25 protein-coding genes and 1 pseudogene are annotated in these 25049 nt (G+C 72.8%); 21 read left to right on the top strand and 5 right to left on the bottom strand.

Going from position 1 to position 25049, the window contains the following annotated elements; genetic code table 11:
- Positions 1-7 precede the first annotated feature (7 nt).
- From leuD to BLV05_RS27215, 3 genes are all read left to right on the top strand, one after another.
- The gene (gene leuD / locus BLV05_RS27225; protein WP_046771419.1) at positions 8-598 is read left to right on the top strand and encodes a 3-isopropylmalate dehydratase small subunit; all 591 of its coding nucleotides are present in this window, start codon (positions 8-10) and stop codon (positions 596-598) included.
- Positions 599-728: 130 nt separating this feature from the next.
- Positions 729-1700: an HU family DNA-binding protein gene (locus BLV05_RS27220; RefSeq protein WP_052762918.1), complete on the top strand. Its 972-nt coding sequence runs from the start codon at positions 729-731 to the stop codon at positions 1698-1700.
- Positions 1701-1841: 141 nt separating this feature from the next.
- Entirely contained in the window at positions 1842-2849 is a 1008-nt protein-coding gene (locus BLV05_RS27215) for an NAD(P)/FAD-dependent oxidoreductase (protein ID WP_152690966.1), read from the top strand.
- A 10-nt stretch (positions 2850-2859) separates the two neighbouring features.
- Here BLV05_RS27215 and cofC read toward each other — a convergent pair whose 3' ends face one another.
- Positions 2860-3531: a 2-phospho-L-lactate guanylyltransferase gene (gene cofC, locus BLV05_RS27210; protein WP_046771417.1), complete on the bottom strand. Its 672-nt coding sequence runs from the start codon at positions 3529-3531 to the stop codon at positions 2860-2862.
- Between the two features lie 114 nt (positions 3532-3645).
- Between cofC and BLV05_RS27205 the strand changes: the two genes are divergently transcribed.
- Genes BLV05_RS27205 through BLV05_RS27195 form a run of 3 tightly spaced genes read left to right on the top strand, consistent with a single transcriptional unit; the run spans position 3646 to position 6559 of the window.
- A complete protein-coding gene (locus BLV05_RS27205; protein ID WP_197683343.1) occupies positions 3646-4419 on the top strand; it encodes a lysophospholipid acyltransferase family protein in 774 nt (257 codons plus the stop codon).
- Positions 4416-5423, top strand: a complete 1008-nt coding sequence (locus BLV05_RS27200) for an NAD(P)H-dependent glycerol-3-phosphate dehydrogenase (RefSeq protein ID WP_046771415.1) — start codon at positions 4416-4418, stop codon at positions 5421-5423. Before BLV05_RS27205 ends, BLV05_RS27200 begins: the two co-directional genes overlap by 4 nt.
- 20 nt (positions 5424-5443) lie before the next feature.
- Positions 5444-6559, top strand: coding sequence for a D-alanine--D-alanine ligase family protein (locus tag BLV05_RS27195; RefSeq protein WP_046771414.1), 1116 nt, complete (start codon positions 5444-5446; stop codon positions 6557-6559).
- A gap of 56 nt (positions 6560-6615) precedes the next feature.
- Here BLV05_RS27195 and BLV05_RS27190 read toward each other — a convergent pair whose 3' ends face one another.
- Genes BLV05_RS27190 through BLV05_RS27180 form a run of 3 tightly spaced genes read right to left on the bottom strand, consistent with a single transcriptional unit; the run spans position 6616 to position 7841 of the window.
- Positions 6616-7131 carry a GNAT family N-acetyltransferase gene (locus BLV05_RS27190; protein WP_197683342.1) on the bottom strand — a complete coding sequence of 172 codons (516 nt, stop codon included), beginning with the start codon at positions 7129-7131 and terminating at the stop codon, positions 6616-6618.
- Positions 7132-7140: 9 nt separating this feature from the next.
- Positions 7141-7602, bottom strand: a complete 462-nt coding sequence (locus BLV05_RS27185) for a DUF3515 domain-containing protein (RefSeq protein WP_046771412.1) — start codon at positions 7600-7602, stop codon at positions 7141-7143.
- Complete coding sequence (locus BLV05_RS27180; protein ID WP_046771411.1) at positions 7581-7841, bottom strand: Lrp/AsnC family transcriptional regulator; 261 nt, start codon at positions 7839-7841, stop codon at positions 7581-7583. Before BLV05_RS27180 ends, BLV05_RS27185 begins: the two co-directional genes overlap by 22 nt.
- A 65-nt stretch (positions 7842-7906) precedes the next feature.
- On the opposite strand from BLV05_RS27180, the gene BLV05_RS27175 reads away from it, so the two are divergent.
- The gene (locus BLV05_RS27175; RefSeq protein ID WP_046771410.1) at positions 7907-8857 is read left to right on the top strand and encodes a thiamine-phosphate kinase; all 951 of its coding nucleotides are present in this window, start codon (positions 7907-7909) and stop codon (positions 8855-8857) included.
- 926 nt (positions 8858-9783) lie between these two features.
- Here the strand turns inward: BLV05_RS27175 and rpmB are convergent.
- A complete protein-coding gene (gene rpmB / locus BLV05_RS27170) occupies positions 9784-9972 on the bottom strand; it encodes a 50S ribosomal protein L28 (protein WP_046771409.1) in 189 nt (62 codons plus the stop codon).
- A gap of 131 nt (positions 9973-10103) precedes the next feature.
- Here rpmB and BLV05_RS27165 point away from each other — a divergent pair, with 131 nt between their 5' ends.
- The 14 genes and pseudogenes from BLV05_RS27165 to ftsY all read left to right on the top strand — a co-directional run bounded on the left by BLV05_RS27165 (position 10104) and on the right by ftsY (position 24820).
- Entirely contained in the window at positions 10104-11720 is a 1617-nt protein-coding gene (locus BLV05_RS27165; protein WP_046771408.1) for a DAK2 domain-containing protein, read from the top strand.
- Positions 11720-13900, top strand: a complete 2181-nt coding sequence (gene recG, locus BLV05_RS27160; RefSeq protein ID WP_046771407.1) for an ATP-dependent DNA helicase RecG — start codon at positions 11720-11722, stop codon at positions 13898-13900. The genes BLV05_RS27165 and recG overlap by 1 nt, the downstream gene beginning before the upstream one ends.
- Positions 13901-13993: 93 nt before the next feature.
- Positions 13994-14895: pseudogene (locus BLV05_RS27155) on the top strand (magnesium and cobalt transport protein CorA).
- A 28-nt stretch (positions 14896-14923) separates the two neighbouring features.
- Complete coding sequence (gene rsmD, locus BLV05_RS27150) at positions 14924-15484, top strand: 16S rRNA (guanine(966)-N(2))-methyltransferase RsmD (protein ID WP_046771406.1); 561 nt, start codon at positions 14924-14926, stop codon at positions 15482-15484.
- 18 nt (positions 15485-15502) lie between these two features.
- Positions 15503-15982 (top strand): pantetheine-phosphate adenylyltransferase, encoded by a 480-nt coding sequence (gene coaD, locus BLV05_RS27145; protein ID WP_046771405.1) that lies wholly within the window; start codon positions 15503-15505, stop codon positions 15980-15982.
- Between the two features lie 30 nt (positions 15983-16012).
- Complete coding sequence (locus tag BLV05_RS27140; protein ID WP_152690964.1) at positions 16013-16663, top strand: ATP synthase F0 subunit B; 651 nt, start codon at positions 16013-16015, stop codon at positions 16661-16663.
- A gap of 75 nt (positions 16664-16738) precedes the next feature.
- Positions 16739-17341, top strand: coding sequence for a YceD family protein (locus tag BLV05_RS27135; RefSeq protein ID WP_172860703.1), 603 nt, complete (start codon positions 16739-16741; stop codon positions 17339-17341).
- Positions 17342-17343: 2 nt separating this feature from the next.
- On the top strand, positions 17344-17547 hold the full coding sequence (rpmF, locus tag BLV05_RS27130; RefSeq protein WP_046771403.1) for a 50S ribosomal protein L32: 204 nt from the start codon (positions 17344-17346) through the stop codon (positions 17545-17547).
- Positions 17548-17569: 22 nt separating this feature from the next.
- Positions 17570-18313 carry a ribonuclease III gene (rnc, locus tag BLV05_RS27125; protein ID WP_046771402.1) on the top strand — a complete coding sequence of 248 codons (744 nt, stop codon included), beginning with the start codon at positions 17570-17572 and terminating at the stop codon, positions 18311-18313.
- The gene (gene mutM / locus BLV05_RS27120) at positions 18297-19157 is read left to right on the top strand and encodes a bifunctional DNA-formamidopyrimidine glycosylase/DNA-(apurinic or apyrimidinic site) lyase (protein WP_046771401.1); all 861 of its coding nucleotides are present in this window, start codon (positions 18297-18299) and stop codon (positions 19155-19157) included. The genes rnc and mutM overlap by 17 nt, the downstream gene beginning before the upstream one ends.
- A 154-nt stretch (positions 19158-19311) precedes the next feature.
- Positions 19312-19515: a hypothetical protein gene (locus BLV05_RS27115; RefSeq protein WP_082155635.1), complete on the top strand. Its 204-nt coding sequence runs from the start codon at positions 19312-19314 to the stop codon at positions 19513-19515.
- Positions 19516-19560: 45 nt separating this feature from the next.
- Complete coding sequence (smc, locus tag BLV05_RS27110; protein ID WP_046771400.1) at positions 19561-23112, top strand: chromosome segregation protein SMC; 3552 nt, start codon at positions 19561-19563, stop codon at positions 23110-23112.
- 171 nt (positions 23113-23283) lie between these two features.
- On the top strand, positions 23284-23520 hold the full coding sequence (locus tag BLV05_RS27105) for a hypothetical protein (RefSeq protein WP_046771399.1): 237 nt from the start codon (positions 23284-23286) through the stop codon (positions 23518-23520).
- A gap of 118 nt (positions 23521-23638) precedes the next feature.
- Positions 23639-24820 carry a signal recognition particle-docking protein FtsY gene (gene ftsY / locus BLV05_RS27100; protein WP_046771398.1) on the top strand — a complete coding sequence of 394 codons (1182 nt, stop codon included), beginning with the start codon at positions 23639-23641 and terminating at the stop codon, positions 24818-24820.
- Positions 24821-25049 lie beyond the last annotated feature (229 nt).

Raw genomic sequence — 25049 nt, 5'->3', positions numbered from 1 at the left:
GACATTCATGGAGAAGTTCATCCGGCACACCGGCGTCGGTGTCCCGCTGCGGCGCAGCAACGTCGACACCGACCAGATCATCCCGGCGGTCTACCTCAAGCGGGTCACCCGCACCGGCTTCGAGGACGGCCTGTTCGCGGCGTGGCGCGGCGACGAGACGTTCGTGCTGAACAACCCGGCGTTCGCGGCGGGCTCGGTGCTCGTCGCCGGCGCCGACTTCGGCACCGGCTCGTCGCGCGAGCACGCCGTCTGGGCGCTCAAGGACTACGGCTTCAAGGCGGTGCTGTCGTCGCGGTTCGCCGACATCTTCCGTGGCAACTCCGGCAAGCAGGGCCTGCTCACCGGCGAGCTCAGCCAGGACGACATCGAGCTGATCTGGAAGACGCTCGAGAACGCGCCCGGCACCGAGGTGACCGTCGATCTGGACCAGCGCGTCGTCACGTGCGGCGAGATCGTCGCGCCCATGCAGGTCGACGACTACACCCGCTGGCGGCTGATGGAGGGGCTCGACGACATCGGCCTCACGCTGCGCCACACCGACGCCGTCGACGACTTCGAAGCGGGCCGTCCGTCACACAAGCCGAGGACACTGGTCTGATCGAGTTCGTCCGGACCTGCGTCGTTCATCCGGCGTTGTCCTAGCAGCCACTTACCGGACTCCTCGCCGTCCGCCGTCTATGGTGGGTGACGAGAACTCGCCCGCCGGGCGAGACGGCTGAGGAGCAACGGTGGGGAAGAAGAAACTGATCGACCGCATTGCCGACGGTTTCGACGGCAACCGCGAGGTGGCGCAGCACGCGCTCGACTCCGTCGTCGAGGGCATCCAGCGATCGCTGGCCGCGGGTGAGAAGGTCGCGGTGAAGGGGCTGGGCGTCTTCGACCGCGACAAGGACAAGACCGCCAAGAAGAAGTCCAAGCGCGAGGTGCCGACGTTCAGCGCGGCCGACGAGCTGAAGGACGTCGTCGCCGGCGTGAAGAAGGCGAGCACCCGGGTCCGGGAGTCGCTGTCGCTGGTGCCGGCTCAGGCCGCCGCGGTGGCCGAGTCCGCGAGCCGCTCGGTGTCGAGCGCGGCCAAGCAGGTGGCCGACGCGGTCCGCGGCGACGACGCCGCGCCCGCGAAGAAGACGGCCTCGACGGCGCGCAAGGTTCCGGCCAGCCGCCCGGCGGCGCCGAAGAAGGCGGCCGGTCCGGCCCGCAAGACCACGACGTCCGCCGCGGCCAAGAAGACGGCCGCGCCGTCGGCCCGGAAGACGGCGGCGCCGTCGGCCCGGAAGACGGCCGCCCCGGCCGCCAAGAAGACCACGACCGCGGCGCGGAAGACCGCCACGCCGGCGAAGAAGACGGCGACGTCGGCCACGGCCGCGAAGAAGACGGCGACCGCCGCCCGCAAGACGGCCGCCCCGGCCGCCAAGAAGACCACCACCGCCGCGAAGAAGACGACCTCGTCGACGGCGGCGGCGAAGAAGACGACGACCGCCGCGCGGAAGACCGCCGCGCCGGCCACGGCGGCGAAGAAGACCACGACCGCCCGGAAGACCACGGCCACGGCGGCGAAGAAGACCGCCGCACCGGCCGCCGGCACCGCGACGGCCGCCAAGAAGACGACGGCCACGCCGGCCAAGCGGGCCGCGGCCACGCCGGTGCGGCCGGCCACGACGTCGGCGCCGGGCACCACCACGCCGCCGTCGACCCAGGGCTGACCCGGGTCACCGGACGACACGAGCCGGGCGGCGGCCACGAGGCCACCGCCTGGCTTGTCGCTGGGCCCGGCCCTACGGCACAGTGCTGCGGGTGACCATGCGACCCATCAGGACCGACCTGCCCCTCCCGGCGAGCCAGTGGTGAGCGGCGACCTGGTGGTCGTCGGCGCCGGCATCGTCGGCGCATCGGTGGCTTATCACGCCGCCCGGGCCGGTGCCGTCGTGACGCTCGTCGACGCCGCGCGGCCGGGCGCTGGTGTGACGGCGGGCTCGTTCGCCTGGATCGGATCGTCCGGCGTCCGCACCGGCCCGGCCGGCGCGCTGCGGGCGAGCGCGGTCGACGAGTACCACCGGCTCGAGGCCGAGCTGCCGGGACTCCCGGTGACCTGGTCCGGCTCGCTGTCATGGGGCACGACGGACGGCGCGCCGGCGGCGGGGCCTGGGCAGGAGATCGTCGACGCGGCCACCGTGGCGACGCTCGAGCCCAACGTGGCGCAGCCCCCGGAGTGGGCCGTCTGGGCACCCGGCGACGGCGCCGTCGACCCGGTGGGCGTGACCGAGCGGCTGGTCGAGGGGGCCCGCGCCCACGGCGCCCAGGTCCGTCCGGACACCCCGGTGACCGCGGTCCGCCGCGACGCCGCGGGCCGGGTCGACGGGGTCGAGACGGCCGCGGGACCGCTCTCCGCAGCGACCGTGGTGCTCGCGGCCGGGGTGGCGACGGCCGCGCTAGGCGCGTCGGCGGGCGTACGCGTCCCGGTCGGCCCGTCGCCGGCGACGCTCTTCCGGTTCAGCGCACCGGCAGGTCTGGTCCGCACCCTGGTCAACACGCAGGACTTCGATCTCCGGCAGATCGCCGCGGACCAGCTGATCGCCGCCGCGGACTCGCCCGAACGGACGCTGGCCGCCGTCCGGTCCACCTTCCGCGGCGCCGCGGACGTCGAACTGCTCAGCAGCCGGGTCAGCGCCCGCCCGATGCCGGCCGACAGCGTGCCGATCGTCGGCCCGGTCGCCGACGTGCCCGGCCTCTACCTGGCGGTCATGCACCCCGCGATCACGCTCGCCGCGGCCGTGGGCCGCCTGGTCGCGCGCGAGCTGGTCGACGGCGCCGCCGAGCCGCTGCTGGCGGGCTGCCGCCTGGACCGCTTCTGAGGCCCTAGACCTAGAGGGCGACGTCCAGCTCGGCGAGCAGGGCGGCCGTGCGGGGGCCGACGCCGAGGCGGCGGGCGTCCCAGAGGTCGACGGCGGTGTCGACGTCGCGGCGGACCGACGCGATGGCGTCCAGCTCCAGCTCGACGGCCCCGGCCAGCCGGTGCGCCGCACGCGACCGTCCGCCGAAGGCCGGCTCGAACGGGGCGCCCGGGCCGGCGGCGTAGCTGGTCGTCCCTATACCGGCCGCGTCGGCGACGAACGACTGCGGGTGCTCGGCGGCCGCGGCCAGCACCCGGGCCAGCTCGGCCGGGCGCAGCGCGGGCAGGTCGGCGGAGAGCGAGGCGACGGCGACGGCGTCGCCCCCGTCGTCGCCGACGTCCCCGCCGTCCTCGGCCCGCGCCGACTCGGCGCCGTGCCGCAGCGCCGCGTTCAGCCCGGCGTCGGGGGTGTCGGCCACGACCTCGGCGCCCAACGACCGCGCCTCGTCGGCCGCGGCGTCGTCGTCGGTCACGACGATCACCCGCTCGACAGACGAGCATTCCAGCGCGGCCTGGACGGTGTCGGCGGCGAACGCGCGCGCGAACCGCGGGCGCGCGTCGCCGACGGCGTCGGCCAGGCGGGTCTTGGCGTGCTCGGGTCGCTTGACGGGAATCACGACCGTCCAGAGCTGCGGTGTCGTCATCGGGATCCAGTCTGGCGCATCGGCACGCGCGGCGCGCCGGTGGCCGGTTCGACGTGCGTGGCCCGGGGGAGCGACACTGTCTGCGGGCATTCACGTGGGTGGAGGGAGAAATAGGTGGCGGGACCGAGTGCGGACGCGCGGGCCGCGATGGGGTTCGCGTTCAGGTTCATCGCGGGCCTGGTCCGTCCGTTCCTCATGGCGTTCACCCGGCAGAACTGGCGCGGCGGCGAGTACATTCCACCGGCCGGCACCGGGGTGATCGTCGCGGGCAACCACATCTCGCACTTCGACCCGCTGACGTTCGCGCACTTCCTGTACGACAACGGCCGCGCCACCCGGTACCTCGCCAAGGCCGGCGTGTTCCGGGTCCCGGTCTTCGGCCGGCTCATCACGGCCGCCGGGCAGATCCCCGTCTACCGCGAGTCGCGCGACGCCACGCACGCCTACCGCGCCGCCGTCGCCGCCGTCGCGGCCGGTCAGCTCGTCGCCATCTATCCCGAGGGCACCATCTCGCGCGACCCCGAGCTGTGGCCGATGGTCGGCAAGACCGGCGCCGCCCGGGTCGCGCTGGAGACCGGCTGCGACGTCATCCCCGTCGCGCAGTGGGGCGCCAACCACGTGCTGGCGCCGTACTCCAAGCGCATCCGGCTGCTGCCGCGCAAGACCATGTACGTCACCGCGGGCCCGCCGATCCCGCTCGACGACCTGCGCGGCCGGCCGGTCGACTCCACCGTCCTGCGCATCGCCACCGACCGCATCATGGCCGCCATCACCGCGCAGCTGGCGCAGATCCGCGGCGAGATCGCGCCGGCCGAGCGGTTTGACCCGAAGGCGGTCGGGCTGCCGCCGGTCGGCGACCCGAAGCAGCAGCCGGAGGAGCAGCCGTGACCCGCGCCGCCGTCTTCGGCGCCGGCTCGTGGGGGACGGCGTTCGCGCTCGTGCTCGCCGACGCCGGCGCCGACGTCACCATCTGGGGCCGACGGCCGGAGCTGTGCGACGCCATCAACGCCACCCACACCAACCCCGACTACCTGCCCGGCGTCGCGCTGCCGCCGGTCATCCGGGCCACGCACGACCCCGGTGAGGCCGCGCACGAGGCCGACCTCGTCGTGCTGGCGGTGCCGTCGCAGTCGCTGCGGGAGAACCTGTCCGCGTGGGCGCCGGAGCTGCCGTCGTCGGCGTCGCTGGTCAGCCTGATGAAGGGGGTCGAGCTCGGCACGGCGAAGCGGATGAGCGAGGTCATCGACGACGTCACCGGCGCCGGCCCGGCCCGCATCGCCGCCGTCTCCGGGCCCAACCTCGCCCGCGAGATCGCCCAGCGGCAGCCCGCCGCGAGCGTCGTCGCGGCCGCCGACGACGACCTTGCCAAGCGCATCCAGCAGGCCTGCCACTCGCCGCACTTCCGCCCGTACACCAACCACGACCTCGTCGGCGCGGAGCTCGGCGGCGCCGTCAAGAACGTCATCGCGCTGGCCGTCGGCATCGCCGCCGGGCTCGGGTTCGGCGACAACGCCCGCGCCAGCGTCATCACCCGCGGGCTGGCCGAGACCGCGCGGCTGGGCGCGGCGCTGGGTGCCGACGCGTACACGTTCTCGGGCCTGGCCGGGCTCGGCGACCTCGCCGCGACCTGCATGTCGCCGCTGTCGCGGAACCGCTCGTTCGGCGAGAAGCTGGGCGGCGGCATGACCGTCGCCGAGATCGTCGCCGGCACCCGGCAGGTCGCCGAAGGGGTCAAGTCGTGCGAGTCGATCCTCGACCTCGCCGGCCGCCACGGCGTCGACATGCCCATCGTCCAGCACGTCACCGGCGTGGTCCGCGGCGAGCTCACGCCGGCGGAGATGGTCGGGTCGCTGTTGTCCCGATCCGCCAAGCCCGAGCGTCACGGACACTGAGGACGGGTAGGGTCGGCGCGATGAACGACACGCAGGACCGCCGCATCAGGGTGGCCGTCGTCTACGGCGGCCGCAGCTCCGAGCACGAGATCTCGTGCGTCACCGCTGGGGGAGTGCTCGCCGCACTGGACCCGCGCCGCTACGAGGTGCTGCCGATCGGCATCACGACGACCGGCCGCTGGGTGCTGACCAGCGCCGACCCGGACCGCCTGGCCATCAAGGGCCACAGCATGCCGCACGTCGACGACGAAGGCGGCACCGTCGTGCTGCCGGGGCGGGGCGAGCTGGCGGTGCAGTCGCCGGGCGAGGTGCCGCGCATGCTGGGCGCCGTCGACGTCGTGTTCCCGCTGCTGCACGGCCCATACGGCGAAGACGGCACCATCCAGGGGCTGCTCGAGCTGGCCGACGTCCGCTACGTCGGCTCCGGTGTGCTGGCCTCGGCCGTCGGCATGGACAAGCACGTCATGAAGCTGCTGCTGGCCGGCGCCGGGCTGCCGGTCGCCCGGCACGTGCTGGTGCGTCCGTCCGCTTGGGAGCCGCAGCGCGACCGCGTCGTCACCGAGGTCGAGCGGACGCTGGGCTGGCCGGTCTTCGTCAAGCCGGCCCGCGCGGGGTCGAGCATGGGCGTCAGCAAGGCCCGCGACGCCGCCGAGCTGGAGGCCGCCGTCCTGGCCGCCCGCGAGCACGACCCGAAGGTGCTGGTCGAGGAGGCCGTCGCCGGCCGCGAGGTCGAGTGCGGCGTGCTCGAGGGCCAGGGCGGCGGCGAGCCGGAGGCCAGCGTCGTCGGCGAGATCCGCCTCGGCCCCGGCCACGAGCTGTACGACTTCGAGGCCAAGTACCTGCCCGGCGACGACGTCTCCCTCGACATCCCCGCCGACCTGCCGGCCGACGTCGCCGAGCGGGTGCGGCTGATGTCGATCGAGGCGTTCCAGGCGCTGTCGTGCGAGAGTCTCGCCCGGGTCGACTTCTTCCTCCGCGACGACGGGTCGCTGCTGGTCAACGAGCTGAACACGATGCCGGGCTTCACGCCCACGTCGATGTTCCCGCAGCTGTGGGCGAAGACCGGCATCGACTACCCGTCGCTGGTCGACCGTCTCGTCGACACCGCGCTGCGCCGGCCGACCGGGCTGCGCTGATTCTCTATTACCTCGTCGTACTCGCCGCCGCCTTGGACCTGGCGGTCGGCCATTGGCTAGCCCTGGCGCGCGTACACGACCACGTCCAGGCCCTCGTGCGTGGCCTCCTCCCAGAGGGTGAAGCCCAGGCGGCGCATGACGGCGATCGAGCGCGTGTTCGCGGGGATCGTGATGGAGATCAGCCGCGGCAGGCCCAGCTCGCCGAACGCGTACTCCATCCAGGCGGTCGCCGCCTCGGTGGCGTAGCCGTGCCCCCACGCGTGCGGCGCGAGGCGCCAGCCGATCTCGACGTCGTCCGGGTACCAGTGGTGGCGGTGGATGCCGGCGAAGCCGAGGAACACGCCGTCGGCGGTCCGCTCGACCGCGGCCAGGCTGTGGCCCTCGCGCAGGTGGTGCTCGCGCATCTTCGCGAGCATGCGGTCGGACGCTTCGCGGTCCAGCGGGCCGGTGGTGAAGTGCTCCATCACGGCGGGGTCGGCGTTCATGGCGGCGAACGCGTCGGCGTCGCGCTCTTCCATCGGGCGCAGGGTGAGACGTTCGGTCGTCAGCGTGGTGGGTTGCGTCGTCGGCACCGTCCGACGCTACTGCAGGGCCCGCTCCGGGACGGTGTCGAGGATCGCCGTCGCGAGGTCGCCCAGCACGTTCGCCTCGGGCGCGTAGTCCTCCGGGATGGCGACCTCGACCAGGATCTCCCGGTCGACGGCGGTGAAGAACAGCCCGCCCTCGCCCTCGTCGGCCAGCCAGCCGACGCCGTCGACCTCGAACAGCTGGGCGTCGGGGCGGTACGAGGCGGGCATCGCGACGCCGCAGCGCAGCACGATCGGCGGCTGGCCCCAGGCGGCCACGTACTCGGAGGACGGGTCGACGTCGCGCCGGACCGCGTCGTCGACCGTGTCGGGGAGGGCGTCCCTCAGGGCGGCGCAGACGTCGGCGCTGCCGGGCTCGGGTTCGTGCGGCGTGACCTCGACGGCGCCGTACCCGCAGCCGGCCAGCCCCGTCGCAAGCAGGATGGCGACCGGCGTCAGATGTGGACGACGGGGCACGTGAGCGTGCGGGTGATGCCGTCGACCGTCTGCACCTTGGCGACCACGAGCTTCCCCAGGTCGTCGACGTTGCCGGCCTCGGCCCGCACGATGACGTCGTACGGCCCGGTGACGTCCTCGGCGAGAGTGACGCCGTCGATCTCGGAGATCTTCCTGGCGACCTCGGCGGCCTTGCCCACCTCGGTCTGGATCAGGATGTAAGCCTGTACGACCACGGGATTGCCCTCCCACGCGTGCATTGAAGTGTGCGAACGGTCAACCTACCTGGTCGAGTAATCGTGCGGGAGAAGAGGGAGTGCACAGAATGCCCGACAGCGTTGGCGAGCTCGGAGAGTTCGGCCTCATCGGTGCCGTGACGGCGCGCCTGCCGCAGGGCCCGGACGTCCTCCTCGGCCCCGGCGACGACTCCGCCGTGGTCGCCGCGCCCGACGGCCGGGTGGTGGTGACGACCGACCTGCTGGTCGAGAACCGGCACTTCCGCCGCGACTGGTCCGCCGCCGCCGACGTCGGCCACAAGGCGGCCGCCCAGAACCTCTCCGACATCGAGGCCATGGGCGCCCGCCCGACGTCGCTGGTGGTGGGGCTGGGGGTGCCGGCCGACCTGCCCGTGTCGTGGGCGGTCGAGCTGTCGGCCGGGCTGGGCGAGGAGGCCGCGCTCGTCGGCGCCTCCGTCGTCGGCGGCGACGTCGTGCGCTCGCCGCTCGTGGTGGTGTCGGTGACGGCGCTGGGGACGCTGGCCGGTGCCGCGCCGGTTCTGCGGTCGGGGGCGCGCGCGGGCGACGTGGTCGCGCTGTGCGGGCGGCTCGGCTGGGCGGAGGCCGGCTACCAGGTGCTCAGCCGCGGCTTCCGCACCCCCCGCGCCGTCGTCGAGGCGCATCGGCGGCCCGCGGTCCCCTATGGGGCGGGGGCGGAGGCCGCGGGGCTGGGCGCGACCGCCATGTGCGACGTCAGCGACGGCCTGCTCGGCGACCTCGGCCACGTCGCCACCGCCAGCGGCGTCCTGATCGACGTCTCGCCGTCGCTGCTGGTGGTGGCGGAGCCCCTGCGTGAGGTCGCGTCGGCGCTGGGGGCCGATCCGCTGGCTTGGGTGCTGACGGGCGGGGACGACAACGCCCTGGTGGCGACGTTCCCGGCGGACGTGGAGCTCCCTGAGCGGTGGACGGTGATCGGCTCGGTCTCCGCCGGTTCTGGCGTCACCGTTGGTGGGGCGGAGTATGACCAGCCGGCCGGGCATGATCACTTCGCCGGGTCCTGACCGTTGGCCGGGTTCCTCGGCCCCCTGCTGTTCGATTGTCGAGGGCGCGGCGGCGCGCCTCAAGCGGACTGTTGGGCGCTTCGCGCCATCGATGACCGCTTGACCCGCGCCGCCGCGCCCTCGTTCGAACAGCATCAGGGGGCCTTCCGAAAGTGGACCGGGCTTTCGGGTCCGCTGGCTGTTCGCTCTCCGCTGGCCTCTTGCGGCCGCACCTTCTGGCGATCGACTCCGCTGTGGGTGGCGGGCCGCTGGCCTCCTCTGGCTCTGCCCCTGCCCGCGCCCATGATCATCGGCGATCGACCACACCATGGAGCCTGTTGCTTTTTGAAAGATGAGAACGATGTTCATCCACGGGGCAACTTGGCCGCTGCAAAGGCGCTGGTCAGCGAGGTGGGCTTTCGCCATTTGATCAAGGGCCCTCCACTTGGGCCTATTTTCAGCCCGTTTTCGCGTTGTTCCCCCCACCTCGCCTGGACGGAGCCTCATTCAGCAACAGGCTCCATGACGTGGTCGATCGCCGATGATCATGGAACGGGGTGTGGGTGAGCGCTTTCCGGCGGGTTTGGTGGGGCACCTCGCTCGCTTGGGGTGCTCCGCACTCGCCTGGGGGTCGAATTGGGGTCGGTTCGGGGCTGGATGCGGTACTTCTGGCGGGTGAGGTGCACTTACGGCGGGTGAGGATCCCCGCAGGTGGCCAGCGGAGGGTGACGAACAGTGGAGTCGGTAGCCGAGAACGCCATCTAGGAAGGGCGAGGGGCAAGCGGAGCTAGCCCTCAGAGCGGGCTAGGGCCGGGGGCCATTCTTGGAGCGGCCCCGACAATTGAAAGCAGCAGGGGGCAGGCCAACTCGGCAACGTCAGCCCCGAAAAACCAAAACGACCATGAAACGCCCCAACGCGGAGCGTCTCATGGTCGTTCAGGAAAGCGTCAGCGGCGGGCGACCTTGCCGGCCTTGAGGCACGAGGTGCAGACGTTCAGCCGCTTGGGGGTGCCCCCGACGACCGTCCGCACGGTCTGGATGTTCGGGTTCCAGCGACGCGGGGTCCGGCGGTGCGAGTGCGAGATCGAGTTGCCGAAGCCCGGGCCCTTGCCGCAGACATCGCAGGTGGCAGCCACGGAGACTCCTACTGAGACGGATTGGAAGACGACAGTGTTGGTGCCCGCGCCAACACCCCCACGCGAGCAACCGCCCCAGGGTACCGGGCGGGCGCGCCACATAACAAACCGGCGCGGGATAGTCTCGCCGGGTGCCACCGGTTCCCGACGCTGAGATCGTGCTGCGGTGGTGTCGCGCCGGGTTGGACGCGCTCGCGGCGGCCAGGGAAGAGATCGACGCGCTGAACGTGTATCCGGTGCCCGACGGCGACACCGGGACCAACCTGTACCTCACCATGGAGGCGGCCGTCCAGCACGCCGAGGCGGCGGCGCCGGACCTCGGCAGCACCGCCGACGCGGTCGCACGGGGCGCGCTGCTCGGGGCGCGCGGCAACTCCGGGATCATCGTCGCGCAGATGCTGCGCGGCGTCGCCGACGTCCTGAGCCGGCCGGGGACGACGCTCGCGGACGGGACAGCCCTCGCCGCTGCCCTGGGTCACGCCGCGGACGAGGCGAAGCGAGCCGTCGCCGACCCCGTCGAGGGCACCATCCTCACCGTCGCCCAGGCGGCCGCCGACGCCGCCCAGCAGGCGGCCCGCAACACCATCAGCACCCTCCCCGCCGTCGCTCTCGCCGCGGCCGCCGCCGCCCACGAGGCACTCGACAGGACGCCGGAGCAGCTGGACGTCTTGCGGCGTGCGGGCGTCGTCGACGCGGGCGGGCGGGGACTGACCGTGCTGCTGGACGCGTTCGACACCGTGCTGACCGGACGGCGCCCGCTGCCCAGGCCGCGCACCGTCGGCGCTCACACCGTACCTGCGCCGGCCCTGACCAGCGGCGACAGCGAAGAACCGGGCCCCGCGTACGAGGTCATGTACCTGCTCGACGCCCCGCAGCGGAACACGGCGCAACTCAAGGAGACGCTGGCAAACCTGGGCGACTCGCTCGTCGTCAGCGGCGCCGGCCAGGAGTGGAACGTCCACGTCCACACCGACGACGCCGGTGCGGCCATCGAGGCGGGCATCGCCGCCGGCCGGCCGCACCGCATCAGCGTCACCTACCTGCCCGCCCAGCACGGCAGCCGGCCCGACACCCCGCACAAGCGCGTCATCGTCGCGTTCGCCGCCGGCGACGGGCTGGCCGAGCTGTTCGCCGAGGCCGGCGCCGTCGTCGTCGCGACGGCGACCGGGCACCGGCCGTCCACCGGCGAGATGCTGGCCGCCGTCGACCGCGGTGACACCGGCCGCACCAGCGACGTCGTCATCCTGCCGAACGAGCGCGACGCGGTCCCGGTCGCCGAGGCGGCGGCGGCCGAACTGCGCACTCACCACCGACGAGCCGCCGTCATCCCGACGGTCGCGCAGGTGCAGGGCCTGGCCGCGCTCGCCGTCCACGAGCCCAACCGCGCCTTCGACGCCGACGTCGTCGCGATGACGTCCGCCGCCGGTCAGACCCGGCACGGCGCCGTCACGGTCGCCGCGAAGGAGGCGGTCACGATGGCCGGCGTCTGCAAGCCGGGCGACGTGCTCGGGGTGGTCGACGGCGACTTCGCGGTCATCGGCGCGGACCTGCTGGACGTCGCGATCGAGGTGGTCGCCCGTATGCTCGCGGCGGGGGGCGAGCTGGTCACCGTCGTCACGGGCGACGGCGCCGGCCCGGGCCTCGCCGACGGCGTCGCCCGCGCGGTCCGCCGCGGCCACCCGGAGGCCGACACCGTCGTCTACCGGGGCGGACAACCCCGCTACCCGCTACTGCTCGGAGTCGAGTGATGGTCGGATTCGACACGCAGCTGACCACCGTGGTCGGCGACAAGACCGCCAAGGCGCTGGCGAACACGTTGGACCTGCGCACCGTCGGCGACCTCATGCGCCACTACCCGCGCCGGTACATCCAGCGCGGCGAGCTGACAGAGCTCAGCTCGCTGCGCGAGGACGAGCTGGTCACCGTCGTCGCGATGGTGAAGAGCGTCTCGAAGCGGCGCATGAAGAACCGGCGCGGCTCGATCCTGGAGGCGGTCGTCACCGACGGCACCGGCGAGCTGAACCTGACGTTCTTCAACCAGGCCTGGCGCGAGCGCGACCTGCGTCCCGAGCGCATCGGCCTGTTCGCCGGCAAGGTCGGCGCGTTCCGCCACCAGCGCCAGCTCGCGAACCCCGAGTACGAGATGTTCCCCGAGGACGCCGGCGACATCCGCGAGGCGGCGGAGAAGTACGCCGACGAGGTCATCCCGGTCTACCCGGCCAGCGTGAAGGTCCAGTCCTGGCTGATCGCGAAGTCGGTCGACGTCGTGCTCCAGCAACTCGGCGACCCGCCGGACCCGCTGCCCGACGAGGTGCTGCGCAAGCGGCGCCTGCCCGGCCTGGCCGAGGCGCTGCACGCCGTCCACCGGCCGAAGACGATCGAGAAGGCCTGGGCGGCGCAGCGGCGGCTGCGGTACGAGGAGGCGTTCGTCCTGCAGACGGAGCTGGCCCGGCGCCGGCTGTCGACGGCCGCGCTGCCGGCGACGCCGCGGCGGGCGACGCCGGGCGGGCTGCTCGACGCGCTGGACGAGCGGCTGCCGTTCGAGCTGACGGAGGGCCAGCGGGAGGTCGGCGAGCGGCTCGCCGCCGAGCTGGCCACCCCGCACCCGATGCACCGGCTGCTGCAGGGCGAGGTCGGCGCGGGCAAGACCGTCGTCGCGCTGCGGGCGATGCTGGCCGTCGTCGACGCCGGGGGACAGGCTGCCCTGCTGGCGCCCACCGAGGTGCTGGCCCAGCAGCACCACCGGTCGCTGACGGCGATGCTCGGCCCGCTCGCGCAGGGCGGCATGCTCGGCGGTGCGGAGCAGGGCACCCGGGTCGCGCTGCTCACCGGTTCGATGTCGACGGCGCAGCGCAGGACGGCGCTGAACGAGATCGTCACCGGCGACGCCGGCATCGTCGTCGGCACGCACGCGCTGCTCGAGGAGAACGTCCAGTTCTTCGACCTCGGCCTGGTCGTCGTCGACGAGCAGCACCGCTTCGGCGTCGAGCAGCGGGCCGCGCTGGCCGCCAAGAGCCGCGACGACACCCGGCCGCACGTGCTGGTCATGACGGCGACGCCGATCCCGCGGACGGTCGCGATGACGGTCTTCGGCGACCTCGAGATCTCCACGCTCACCGACGTCCCGCGCGGCCGCGCCGACGTCGCCACGCACGTCGTCCCGGTCGACGAGAAGCCGCACTTCCTCGACCGCGCCTGGCAGCGCGTGCGCGAGGAGGCCGAGGCCGGCCACCGCGTCTACATCGTCTGCCCGCGCATCGGCGACGACAGCGCGGTCGACGTCGAGGAGGAACCGGCCGGCGATGACACAAAGCGCCGCCCGGTCGCCGTCCTCGAGCTGGCCGAGTACCTGCGCACCGGCCCGCTCCAGGGCGTCGGCCTCGACGTGCTGCACGGCCGGCTGCCGGCGGAGACGAAGGACGCGGTCATGGCCGCGTTCGCCGCCGGGACGATACCGGTGGTCGTCGCGACCACCGTCATCGAGGTCGGCATCGACGTGGCGACGGCGGCGATGACGGTGATCATGGACGCCGACCGGTTCGGCGTGTCGCAGCTGCACCAGTTGCGCGGCCGCATCGGCCGTGGCGCCATCCCGGGCGTGTGCCTGCTGGTCACCGAGGCGCCGCCGGGCACACCCGCGCGCGAACGGCTGGACGCCGTCGCCAGGACCCGCGACGGGTTCGAGCTCTCGCAGGTCGACCTCGAGCACCGCCGCGAGGGCGACGTGCTCGGCGCCTCGCAGTCCGGCCACCGGTCCAGCCTCAAGCTGCTCAGGGTCATCCGCCACGCCGACACCATCGCCGAGGCGCGCGAGGACGCCTCCGCCGTCGTCGAGGCCGACCCCGACCTCTCGCACCACCCGGCGCTGCTGGGCGCCGTCGAGGCGGTGCTCGCCGAGCAGGAGGCGGACTACCTCGACAAGGCCTGAGTCCGCCCGCAGGCAGGCACAACGGCGAATCTCAGCGGTTTCTTGACGCCTGGCGGTCGATCCGGCCCACGAAGCCGTGTTGGAATCGTCAGCGTGATCGTGGACAAGGCCATCTACCGAGACGGCGAGCGCGAGGAGATCGACGGCGACATCAGTGAGGCGTTCGAGCGGGCCAAGGCGCGCGGCGACAGCTTCCTGTGGATCGGCCTGTTCGAGCCCACGCACGAGGAGTTCGACCTCATCGTCGACGAGCTGAGGCTGCACCCGCTCGCCGTCGACGACGCCGTCAACGCGCACCAGCGGCCCAAGCTGGAGCTGTACGGCGACACCGTCTTCGCCGTGCTCAAGACGCTCAAGCACCGCGAGGACGCCACCACGCTCGAGGTCGGCGAGATCATGCTGTTCATCGGCGACGACTTCGTCATCACCGTCCGGCACGGGGCGATCAACGCGCTCGACGGCGTCCGCGACCGCGTCGAGTCGGAGAAGTGGCTGCTGGACGCGGGTCCGGCCGGGGTCCTGTACGCCGTCTGCGACCTCGTCGCCGACAGCTACACGCGGCTGGCCCGGCACGTCGAGGCGGACGTGATCGAGACCGAGCGGCTGGTGTTCCAGCCGGGTGTCGCCGACGCCACCGAGGCGATCTACTCGCTGAAGCGGCAGGTGCTGCAGTTCCGCATCGCCGTCGATCCGCTGGTCCCCGTCATGGAGGACCTCACCCAGGGCCGCATCGCGCTGTGCGCCAGCCCAGGGGGCATTGCTGAGCGAGTAATTCCGCGACATCCTCGACCACCTGCTGCGAGTAGATCCTGCGCAAGATCTCCGCGTGGGCCGCGATCGTCGCCGTGCCGACGATGATCGCCGGGATCTACGGCATGAACTTCGACCACATGCCGGAGCTGGACTGGTCGTTCGGCTACCCACTGGCCGTGGGCGTCATGATAGGCGCGTGTCTGTTGCTCTATCGCAAGCTCCGGCGCAGCGGCTGGCTGTGAGGTCCGTACCACCTGGTCCGGTCCGCCGATGACGCGGATCGTGGCCGGCGTGGCCGGCGGCCGGCGGCTCGCGGTCCCGCCCGGGAACCGCACCCGGCCGACGTCCGACCGCGTCCGCGAGGCGCTGTTCTCGTCGCTGGAGGTCGCCTTCGGCGGCGGGCTCGGCGGCCTGCGGGTGCTCGACCTCTACGCCGGCAGCGGCGCGCTCGGCCTGGAGGCGCTGTCGCGCGGCGCGGAGCACTGCCTGCTGGTCGAGTCCGACCGTCGCGCAGTAGCCGTGATCAGGGAGAACGTCAAATCCGTCGGGCTGCCGGGCGCCGTCGTCGTGGCGTCGCCGGTCGAGCGGGTGCTGGCCACACCGCCGGACGCCCCGTACGACGTCGTGCTGGCCGATCCGCCGTACGCGATGGTTGACGCCGAGCTGAGCGGGGTACTCGTCTCTCTGACGGCCGGCTGGCTCGCCCCTGACGCGCTGGTGGTCGTCGAGCGGGACCGTCGCGGCGCGCCGGTGACCTGGCCCGACGACATCACTGGCGGCCGGGAACGGCGGTACGGCGAGACCGTGCTCTGGTACGGTCGCGCCCGGTGAAGTGACACAGGAGGACACGTGCGCCGTTGTCTGTGCCCAGGCTCGTTCGACCCGGTCACGAACGGTCATCTCGACGTCATCGAGCGGGCCGCGAGCCTGTTCGACGAGGTGGTCGTCGCGGTCCTGGTGAACGTGTCGAAGAAGGGGCTGTTCTCCCTCGACGAGCGCATCGACATGCTCGAGAAGACGTGCGCGCACCTGCCGTCCGTCCGAGTCGAGAGCTTCGAGGGGCTCTTGGTCGATTTCGCCCGCGAGCGCGATATCCCGGCTGTCGTAAAGGGGCTGCGCGCGGTCACCGATTTCGACTATGAACTACAGATGGCGCAGATGAACCACCGCCTGACGGGATTGGAGACGCTGTTCGTGGCGACCAATCCCGACTACTCGTTCCTTTCGTCCTCTTTGGTGAAAGAGGTAGCGTCCTACGGCGGTGACGTCGCTGGACTGGTGCCCGACGGGGTGCTCCAGCGGTTGCATGAGAGATTGGGACGCCGGTGATACCGCTCCGGCACACCTAGGGGGATGGTCATGGAAGTTCATGACAAGATCGCCGAGATCGTCGCACTGGTCGACTCGGCGCGGACGATGCCTATGTCGTCCACCGCGATGGTCAACAAACAGCAGTTGCTCGGCCTGCTCGACGAGGTCCGCGAGGGGCTGCCGGCCAACCTGCAGGCGGCCGAGGCCGTCCTGGGGCAGCGCGAGGCGCTGCTGATCGAGGCGCGCGGCAACGCCGAGCGCATCGTCGCCACCGCCAAGGCCGAGCAGGCCCGGCTGGTGGCCGACCACACCGTCACGCAGGCCGCCCGGCTCGAGGCCGAGGAGATCCTGCGGCAGGCCCGCGAGCAGGCGGAGAACATCCGCAGCGACGCCGACGACTACGTCGACGCCAAGCTGGCCAGGCTGGAGATCTCCGCGGCGCGCATCGTCGAGACCGTCCGCGACGGCCGCGAGCAGCTGCGCCACCCCACGGCCTACGAGGAGCTGTCGCAGCGCCGCAACGGCCACCCGGTCGTGGTGCCGCAGCTCGACGGCGCGCCTGATCCGGCGGACGACTTCAGCGCCGGGTCAGACGGCAAGGCCGAGCGGTTCGGGCCCGACCCCGACGACTCGGCCGACGAGCCCCGTCGCGGCGACCATGACTCCCAGCCGGACAAGCTGACATCGGGTTTGGGCTGACAGCCGGCGTCCGGTAGTATTCGACGTCGGCCTCACGTCGAGGCCGAGATTGGCATGCCCTTACCAGTACGAGAGTTGACTACGCTGAGCACGCTCGATCCGCGCGCCCCGTTCGTTCTCGCCACTCACGAGCTCGGACGTCGGCCAGGGTCGACCCAGCGGGTCTCTCTCACGGTTCCGGCGCCTGCCGATCTCGGACTGGGCGGTGTGGTCAGGGTGCCCGAAGGGGCTGACGTCGAGCTGGACCTGCGGCTCGAGTCGGTCATGGAGGGCGTGTTGGTGTCCGGCACCGTCCGGGCTCCGTACTCGGGCGAGTGCGTGCGCTGCCTGGAGCCCGTCGACGGCGAAGTCGTCGCCGAGGTCCAGGAACTGTACGTCTACCCGGAACGGGCCGACGACCCCGACACCGAGGCCGACGACGAAGAACTGCGCGTCGAGGACGACCTCGTCGACCTCGAACAACCGGTCCGGGACGCGGTGGTGCTCGCACTGCCGCAGTCGCCGGTCTGCCGGGACGACTGCCCGGGCCTGTGCCCGGACTGCGGTGCCCGGCTGGCCGACGATCCGGACCACGCGCACGAGAACACCGATCCACGGTGGGCGGCCCTGGCCGGGCTGGTCACCGACGACACGAATGAGACCGGCTCGCACAGGGCCGGCCCGATGGAAGAGAGCTAGCTGTGGCCGTCCCGAAGCGGAAGATGTCGCGCAGCAACACCCGCCACCGCCGTTCGCAGTGGAAGGCGAAGCTGCCGCAGGTCCAGAAGCGCACCGTCAACGGCCGCACCACCTGGGTCGTCGCGCACCGCGCCACCGTGGTCGAGGACTCCCAGGGCACGCCGCTGTTCCTGGAGTACAACGGTCGCCAGGTCGGCGACGTCTAAAGGGCTCTGTAGGAGCTCCCAGGTGACGGCCGAGACCCCACCCCTGACCGTGTTGGAGGGGCGTCTCGGCGTGCCCATCGAGCCCGCGCTGCTGCAGCTGGCGCTGACCCACCGCTCGTACGCGTACGAGAACGGCGGGCTGCCCACCAACGAGCGGCTCGAGTTCCTCGGCGACGCCGTGCTCGGCCTGGTCGTCACCGACGCGCTGTACCGGCTGCACCCTGACCTCTCGGAGGGGCAGCTGGCCAAGCTGCGGGCCGCGGTCGTCAACATGCGCGCGCTCGCCTCCGTCGCCCGTGAGCTGGAGCTGGGCGGGTTCGTCAAGCTCGGCCGCGGCGAGGAGACCACCGGCGGGCGCGACAAGTCGTCCATCCTCGCCGACACCGTCGAGGCGCTGATCGGCGCCGTCTACCTCGACCGCGGGCTGGTCGAGACCTCCGCGCTGGTGCATCGCCTGGTCGACGACCTCATCGAGGCGTCCGCGCTGCTCGGCGCCGGGCTGGACTGGAAGACGTCGCTGCAGGAGCTCACCTCCCGGCACGCGCTCGGCGTCCCCGAGTACCGCATCACCGAGGACGGCCCCGACCACGCGAAGACGTTCACCGCCGACGTCGTGGTCAGCGGCGAGGTGCGCGGCTCCGGCACCGGCCGCAGCAAGAAGGAGGCCGAGGCGCGCGCCGCCGAACTGGCCTGGAAGGCGCTCAGCGAGGCCGCCGAGGCCGAGAAGGCCGCCGCGGCCGGCGACTCCGGTGCCCGAACTACCTGAGGTCGAGGTCGTCCGTCGCGGCCTGGCCGCGCACGTCGTCGGCCGCGTCATCGACCATGTCGACGTCACGCACGGCCGCGCCGTCCGCCGGCACGTCGCCGGCCCCGCAGATTTCGCCGGATCGCTGGTCAAGGCCGCCTTCACCGACGCGCGCCGGCGCGGCAAGTACCTCTGGCTGCCGCTCGACGACGGCGTCCGCGCGGTCGTCGGGCACCTCGGCATGAGCGGCCAGCTGCTGGTGCAGCCGGCGTCCGTGCCCGAGGAGGCCCACCTGCGGGTGCGCTTCGTCTTCGCCGACGGCGACCCCGAGCTGCGCTTCGTCGACCAGCGCACGTTCGGCGGCCTCGCCGTCGCGGGGCTCGGCCCCGGCGGCGTGCCGGTCCCGATCGCGCACATCGCGCCCGACCCGCTGGACCCCGCGTTCGACGACGAGACGTTCCGGCAGGCGCTGGTGCGCCGTCGCACGGGCGTCAAACGGGCGCTGCTGGACCAGTCGCTGATCTCCGGCGTCGGCAACATCTACGCCGACGAGGCGCTGTGGCGGGCGAAGCTGCACTTCGCGCGGGCCACCGAGACGCTGCGCCGGCCCGACGTCGCCCGCTTGCTGCAGGCGGTCCGCGACGTCATGGCGGCCGCGTTGCACCAGGGCGGCACGTCGTTCGACAGCCTCTACGTCAACGTCAACGGCGAGAGCGGGTACTTCGACCGGTCGCTGGACGCCTACGGTCAGGAGGGGCGTCCGTGCCGTCGTTGCGGCACGCCGATCAGACGTGACCCGTTCATGAATCGATCGTCGTACACCTGCCCTCACTGTCAGCCCCGACCACGGCATGCGCGCTGGTGAGACGCGATGACAGTATCGCCGAACGAGTTGACCGAGAGGCATGTCCGGTGAGATGCTGGTATGCGTTGCGGCCTGTGCGTCTACGGTCAGACGGGTGCCGCGCTGACGAAGAGTGATCATAGAAATTTCTCAGGCCTTCTGGAGGGCTTCGACAATGGCGAAGGCGCTGTTGGGTTATGTCGGGGGTACAGATCCAAGGCTCGCTACCGAGGTGCAGCGCTTGCGCCGGCGGGTGACCGATCTCGAGGCGCAGGTGTCGCGGCTGCAGGTGGAGAACGACCACCTCGCCGAGGCCGCGGTCGAGCACAGCCGGCTGACCCTCGACGACACTCAGGTTCCGCAACCGGCCTTGACCTGACGGTCGCGGTTGTAGGCTGGCCCCTTCAGCAGGGGAGTCGGTCTGTTGCACCTGAAAAGCTTGACACTACGGGGATTCAAGTCTTTCGCGTCGTCCACGACGCTGCGCCTGGAACCGGGCATCACCTGTGTGGTGGGCCCCAACGGCTCGGGTAAGTCGAACGTCGTCGACGCCCTGGCCTGGGTCATGGGCGAGCAGGGCGCCAAGAGCCTGCGCGGCGGCAAGATGGAGGACGTCATCTTCGCCGGCACCGCCGGCCGCCCCGCCCTCGGCCGCGCCGAGGTCGTCCTCACCATCGACAACACCGACGGCGCGCTGCCGATCGAGTACTCCGAGGTCACCATCTCGCGGACGATGTTCCGCAACGGCGGCTCCGAGTACGCCATCAACGGCCAGGCCTGCCGCCTGCTCGACGTCCAGGAGCTGCTGTCCGACTCCGGCATCGGCCGCGAGATGCACGTCATCGTCGGGCAGGGCCAGCTCGACGCCGTCCTGTCCGCCACGCCCGAGGACCGCCGCGGCTTCGTCGAAGAGGCGGCCGGCGTCCTCAAGCACCGCAAGCGCAAAGAGAAGGCGCTGCGCAAGCTCGAGGCGATGGCGGCCAACCTCACCCGCGTGCAGGACCTCACCGCGGAGCTGCGCCGCCAGCTCGGGCCGCTGGGCCGTCAGGCCGAGCTGGCCCGCAGGGCCGCCACCATCCAGGCCGACTTGCGCGACTCCCGGCTGCGGGTGCTCGCCGACGAGCTGGTGCAGGCCAAGGCGAGCCTCGAGCAGGAGGTCGCCGACGAGACCGCGCTGAAGGTCCGGCAGACCGAGCTGGCCCAGGGGCTGGAGCAGGCGCGCGCCGCCGAGGCGCGGCTGGAGGCCGAGGTCGCGCAGGTCGCGCCCCGGCTGGCCCAGGCCTCCGACGCCTGGTACCGGCTGTCCGGGCTGCGCGAGCGGGTCCGCGGCACGGCATCGCTGGCCACCGAGCGGTCCCGGCACCTGTCCGCCGAGGGCGAGGCGCCGCGGTCCGGCCGCGACCCCGACGAGCTGGAGCACGAGGCCGCCGCCGTCCGCGAGCAGGAGGCCGAGCTCGAGGAGCAGATCGCCGCCGCCCGCGAAGGGCTCGACGAGGCGCTGGAGACCCGCCGCGTCGCCGAGGAGGCCGCCGAGGCCGAGGAGCGCCGGCTGGCCGCCGCCGTCCGGGCCAGCGCCGACCGCCGCGAGGGCATGGCCCGCCTCTCCGGCCAGCTGGAAGGCGCTCGCCGCCGGGTCGCCACGGCCGAGGCCGAGCTGAATCGGCTGACCGCCGCCCGCGAGGAGGCGCAGCGCCGCGCCACCGCGGCCGAGCACGAGTACACGGCCATCGAGACCACCATCGCCGGGCTGTCCGTCGGCGAGGACGGCCTCGACAGCGAGCACGAGCGGGCCGCCGCCGCGCTGGCCGCTGCCGACGACGTCCTGACGAAGCTGCGCGAGCAGGAGCGGTCCGCCGAGGGCGAGCGGGCCGCGCTGGTGGCCCGGCACGAGGCGCTGCAGATGGGCCTCGCCCGGCGCGACGGCTCCGAGGCGCTGCTGGCGGCGTCCGACCGGCTGTCCGGCGTGCTCGGGTCGGTGGCCGCGCTGCTCACCGTCGAGCCCGGCTGGGAGGCCGCGGTCGCCACCGCGCTGGGCGCGGCGTCCGACGCCGTCGCCGTCGGGTCCGTCGACGACGCCGTCTCGGCGCTGCGGCTGCTGCGCGACGAGGACCTCGGCCGGGCCGGCCTGCTGGTCGGCGGTTCGCCGTACGACGACCCGGGCTCGTGGCAGCCGCTGCCGGGCGGGCTGCGCTACGTCGTCGACCTCGTCACCGCGCCGGCCGAGCTGCGCCCCGCGCTGACGAACCTGCTGCGCGGCGTCGCCGCCGTCGACGACCTCGCCGCCGCCCGCGCGCTGGTCGCCGAGCTGCCCGACCTCATCGCCGTCACCCGCGACGGCGACCTGCTCGGCCGCGACCGCGCCTACGGCGGGTCCAGCAGCGCGCCCAGCCTGCTCGAGGTGCAGGCCGCCGTCGACGAAGCCGCCGACCGCCTGGCCATCGCCACCGGCAAGGCCGAGGACCTCGCCCGCAAGCTGGCCGCCGCCGAGCGCGCCCGGGCCGAGGCGGCCGCCGCCGAGTCGGCCGCGCTGACGAAGCTGCGCGAGTCCGACGCCGAGCTGTCCTCCGTCGCCGAGCAGCTGGGCCGGCTCAGCGGCACCGCCCGCGCCGCCACCGAGGAGGCCGAGCGGCTGGCCGAGTCCGTCGCCCGGGCCGAGGAGACGCGCGACCGCGACCTCGGCGCGCTGGAGGAGATGGAGGAGCGGCTCGTCGCCGCCGAGGAGTCCGGCGACGACGACGTCGAGCCGTCCACCGACGAACGCGACCGGCTGGCCGCGCAGGTCCGCACCGCCCGGCAGGCCGAGACCGAGGCGCGGCTGGCGCTGCGCACGGGCGAGGAGCGGGCCCGCGCGCTGACCGGCCGGGCCGAGAGCCTCGAGCGCACCGCCCGGCAGGAGCGGGCCGCCCGCGAGGCCGCCGTCGCCGCCGCCCGCCGCCGCATCGCCGAGGCCCGGGTCGCCGAGGCGGTCGGCCGTGGCGCCGCCGTCGTGCTGCGGCGCCTGGAGCGGTCGCTGGAGCAGGCCGCCGCCGAGCGCGACGAGGTGCAGGAGCTGCGCGCCGCGCGCGAGCAGGCGCTGTCGGGCGAGCGGGTGCGGGTCCGCGAGCTGGCCGCCGAGCTGGACGACATCACGTCCAGCGTCCACCGCGACGAGCTGGCCCGCGCCGAGCACCGCATGCGGGTCGAGGCACTGGAGACCAAGGCGCTGGAGGAGTTGGGCGTCGATCCCACGACGCTGGTGGAGGAATACGGGCCGCACCTGCTCGTCCCCGTCCCGCCCGGCGACGACGGCGAGCCGCGCGAGCCGATCCCGTACGTACGCGAGCAGCAGCTCAAGCGGCTCAAGACGGCCGAGCGCGGGCTGAACGCGCTGGGCAAGGTCAACCCGCTGGCGCTGGAGGAGTTCGCCGCCCTGGAAGAGCGGCACGCGTTCCTCACCGAGCAGCTCGAGGACCTCAAGAAGACCCGCGCCGACCTCCTCGACATCGTCAAGGAGGTCGACGACCGCGTCCAGCAGGTGTTCGCGGCGGCGTTCGAGGACACCGCCCGCGAGTTCGCCGACGTGTTCTCCCGGCTGTTCCCCGGCGGCGAGGGCCGGCTGGTGCTCACCGAGCCCGACGACCTGCTCACCAGCGGCATCGAGGTCGAGGCCCGGCCGCCCGGCAAGAAGGTCAAGCGGCTGTCGCTGCTGTCCGGCGGCGAGCGGTCGCTGGTCGCGGTCGCGTTCCTGGTGGCGCTGTTCAAGGCCCGGCCGAGCCCGTTCTACATCCTCGACGAGGTCGAGGCCGCGCTCGACGACACCAACCTCGGCCGGCTGCTGAACATCTACGAGGAGCTGCGCCAACGCAGCCAGCTCATCGTCATCACCCACCAGAAGCGCACGATGGAGATCGCCGACGCCCTCTACGGCGTCTCCATGCGCGGCGACGGCGTTACGGCGGTCATCTCGCAGCGCATCCGGGAGTCCGAGCCGGTCTGAGCCCACTGCCGGGGAGTGCGTCCTCCGGTTGTGAGTACTGGAGCGGTCCCTGTGGCGCGGAGGCAACCCTGCGGACACGCCGCGCGTCATTCGGGTGACGGGGTTGCTCCTGCGCTACGGTCGTGGTGCGAGAGTGAAGGATGTTACTGCTGTGACCAACGGGGGTGTCACATGACGGCAGTAGTGGTGGCGATGCTGGTGATCGTGATGGTGGCGACGGCCGTGCTGGCCGCCGTCGGGGCCTACTACCACCTGGCGGGGTCGGCGGCGGTGCGGCGCAGGCTGCGCCGCTGGCGATTTCTTGCGGTAGCTCGCATGGACGACTGGCGCGAGGTGCTGTTCCACGGCCTGCGCGTCGTCAGGCGCGGCATCGCCCGGCGGCTGGTCCGCCCGGCCCTGTCGCGTTGATCATGGAGAAGGTCGGCTCCGGAGCGCCGCGGAAGCCGACCTTCTCCATGATCAACCTGGCTGACGAGCGGTCAGGACGTCTGACGGGCGTCCGGTGCACGGCCGCGAACGTGCGAGGATGACCGCCGTGGAGTACATCGTCATCGTCGCAGCCGTCGTGGTCGTCCTGGGCATCGCCCTGGCGGCCTACCTGGTTCCCCGTCGCCGCCGGGGTGGGGTCGAGGCGCCGCCGCGGCCGGGGGGCGACTACCAGCCCGGTGTGGGCGACGACGCCACGGCGCCGGCCGAGGCGCAGCGCACGCCGATCAGCGACGTCACGCTGCCCGAGGCGCCGGCCGAGCCCGTCGTCGAGGAGCCCGCGCTCGAGCGGCCCGAGTCCGCCGCCGGCCGGCTGACCCGGCTGCGCTCCCGGCTGGCCCGGTCGCAGTCCAGCCTCGGCAAGGGCCTGCTCAGCCTGCTGTCGCGGGAGCGGCTCGACGACGAGACGTGGGAGGAGATCGAGGACACCCTCCTCACCGCCGACCTCGGCGTCGCGCCCGCGCAGGAACTGGTCGAGCGGCTGCGCACCCGCGCCCGCGTCGAGGGCGTGCAGAGCCCCGAGGCCGCCCGTGCCCTGCTCCGCGACGAGTTGCTCGCCCTGGTCGACCCCGCGCTGGACCGCGCGCTGCGCACCGAGCGTCACGTCGAGGACGGCCGGCCCGCCGTCGTCCTGGTGGTCGGCGTCAACGGCACCGGCAAGACGACGACGGTCGGCAAGCTGGCCCGCATGCTGGTCGCCGAGGACCGCGACGTCCTCCTCGGCGCCGCCGACACGTTCCGGGCCGCGGCCGCCGACCAGCTCACCACCTGGGGCGACCGCGTCGGCGTCGTCACCGTCCGCGGCCCCGAGGGCGGCGACCCGGCCAGCGTCGCGTTCGACGCCGTCAAGGCCGGCATCGAGCAGGAGGCCGACACCGTCCTCGTCGACACCGCCGGCCGGCTGCAGACCAAGGTCGGCCTCATGGACGAGCTGGGCAAGGTCAAGCGGGTCATCGAGAAGCACGGCCCGGTCGACGAGGTCCTGCTCGTCCTCGACGCCACCACCGGCCAGAACGGCCTCGTGCAGGCCCGTGTGTTCGGCGAGGTCGTCGACGTCACCGGCATCGTCCTCACCAAGCTCGACGGCACCGCCAAGGGCGGCATCGTCGTCGCCGTCCAGCGCGAACTCGGCGTCCCCGTCAAGCTGGTCGGCCTCGGGGAAGGGCCCGACGATCTCGCACCCTTCGACCCCGAGGCCTTCGTCGACGGCATCCTCGGCTAGGTCCGCGCAGGGTTGAGACCTGACGCACGAAGGGGACCGGCTCTCGCCAGTCCCCGTTCGCTCCCTGGTGGTTCGGTGGTCAGCCGCTCCGGTCCAAGGTCACATCCGAATCAAGAACGCCACCACGAACAACGGCCAGAGATCCCGAAGGATCTGGCCCATGACCTTGGTGTGACGACGGAGCCTCTCCAAGCGCTCCAGCGTCGTGCGTCCTCGCCTGTCACTACGG

It is taken from the genome of Jiangella alkaliphila, assembly GCF_900105925.1.
Classification (GTDB): domain Bacteria; phylum Actinomycetota; class Actinomycetes; order Jiangellales; family Jiangellaceae; genus Jiangella; species Jiangella alkaliphila.
This window is presented reverse-complemented; position numbering and strand designations above follow the sequence as displayed.

What these genes read in the sequence shown, in the direction of transcription:
- leuD (WP_046771419.1), top strand. Translation starts at nt 8, where the DNA reads ATGGAGAAGTTCATCCGGCACACCGGCGTCGGTGTCCCGCTGCGGCGC.
- cofC (WP_046771417.1), bottom strand. Translation starts at nt 3,531, where the DNA reads ATGACGACACCGCAGCTCTGGACGGTCGTGATTCCCGTCAAGCGACCC.
- BLV05_RS27195 (WP_046771414.1), top strand. Translation starts at nt 5,444, where the DNA reads ATGAACGACACGCAGGACCGCCGCATCAGGGTGGCCGTCGTCTACGGC.
- BLV05_RS27180 (WP_046771411.1), bottom strand. Translation starts at nt 7,841, where the DNA reads ATGCACGCGTGGGAGGGCAATCCCGTGGTCGTACAGGCTTACATCCTG.
- BLV05_RS27175 (WP_046771410.1), top strand. Translation starts at nt 7,907, where the DNA reads ATGCCCGACAGCGTTGGCGAGCTCGGAGAGTTCGGCCTCATCGGTGCC.
- recG (WP_046771407.1), top strand. Translation starts at nt 11,720, where the DNA reads ATGGTCGGATTCGACACGCAGCTGACCACCGTGGTCGGCGACAAGACC.
- rsmD (WP_046771406.1), top strand. Translation starts at nt 14,924, where the DNA reads ATGACGCGGATCGTGGCCGGCGTGGCCGGCGGCCGGCGGCTCGCGGTC.
- BLV05_RS27140 (WP_152690964.1), top strand. Translation starts at nt 16,013, where the DNA reads ATGGAAGTTCATGACAAGATCGCCGAGATCGTCGCACTGGTCGACTCG.
- BLV05_RS27115 (WP_082155635.1), top strand. Translation starts at nt 19,312, where the DNA reads ATGGCGAAGGCGCTGTTGGGTTATGTCGGGGGTACAGATCCAAGGCTC.
- BLV05_RS27105 (WP_046771399.1), top strand. Translation starts at nt 23,284, where the DNA reads ATGACGGCAGTAGTGGTGGCGATGCTGGTGATCGTGATGGTGGCGACG.
- ftsY (WP_046771398.1), top strand. Translation starts at nt 23,639, where the DNA reads ATGACCGCCGTGGAGTACATCGTCATCGTCGCAGCCGTCGTGGTCGTC.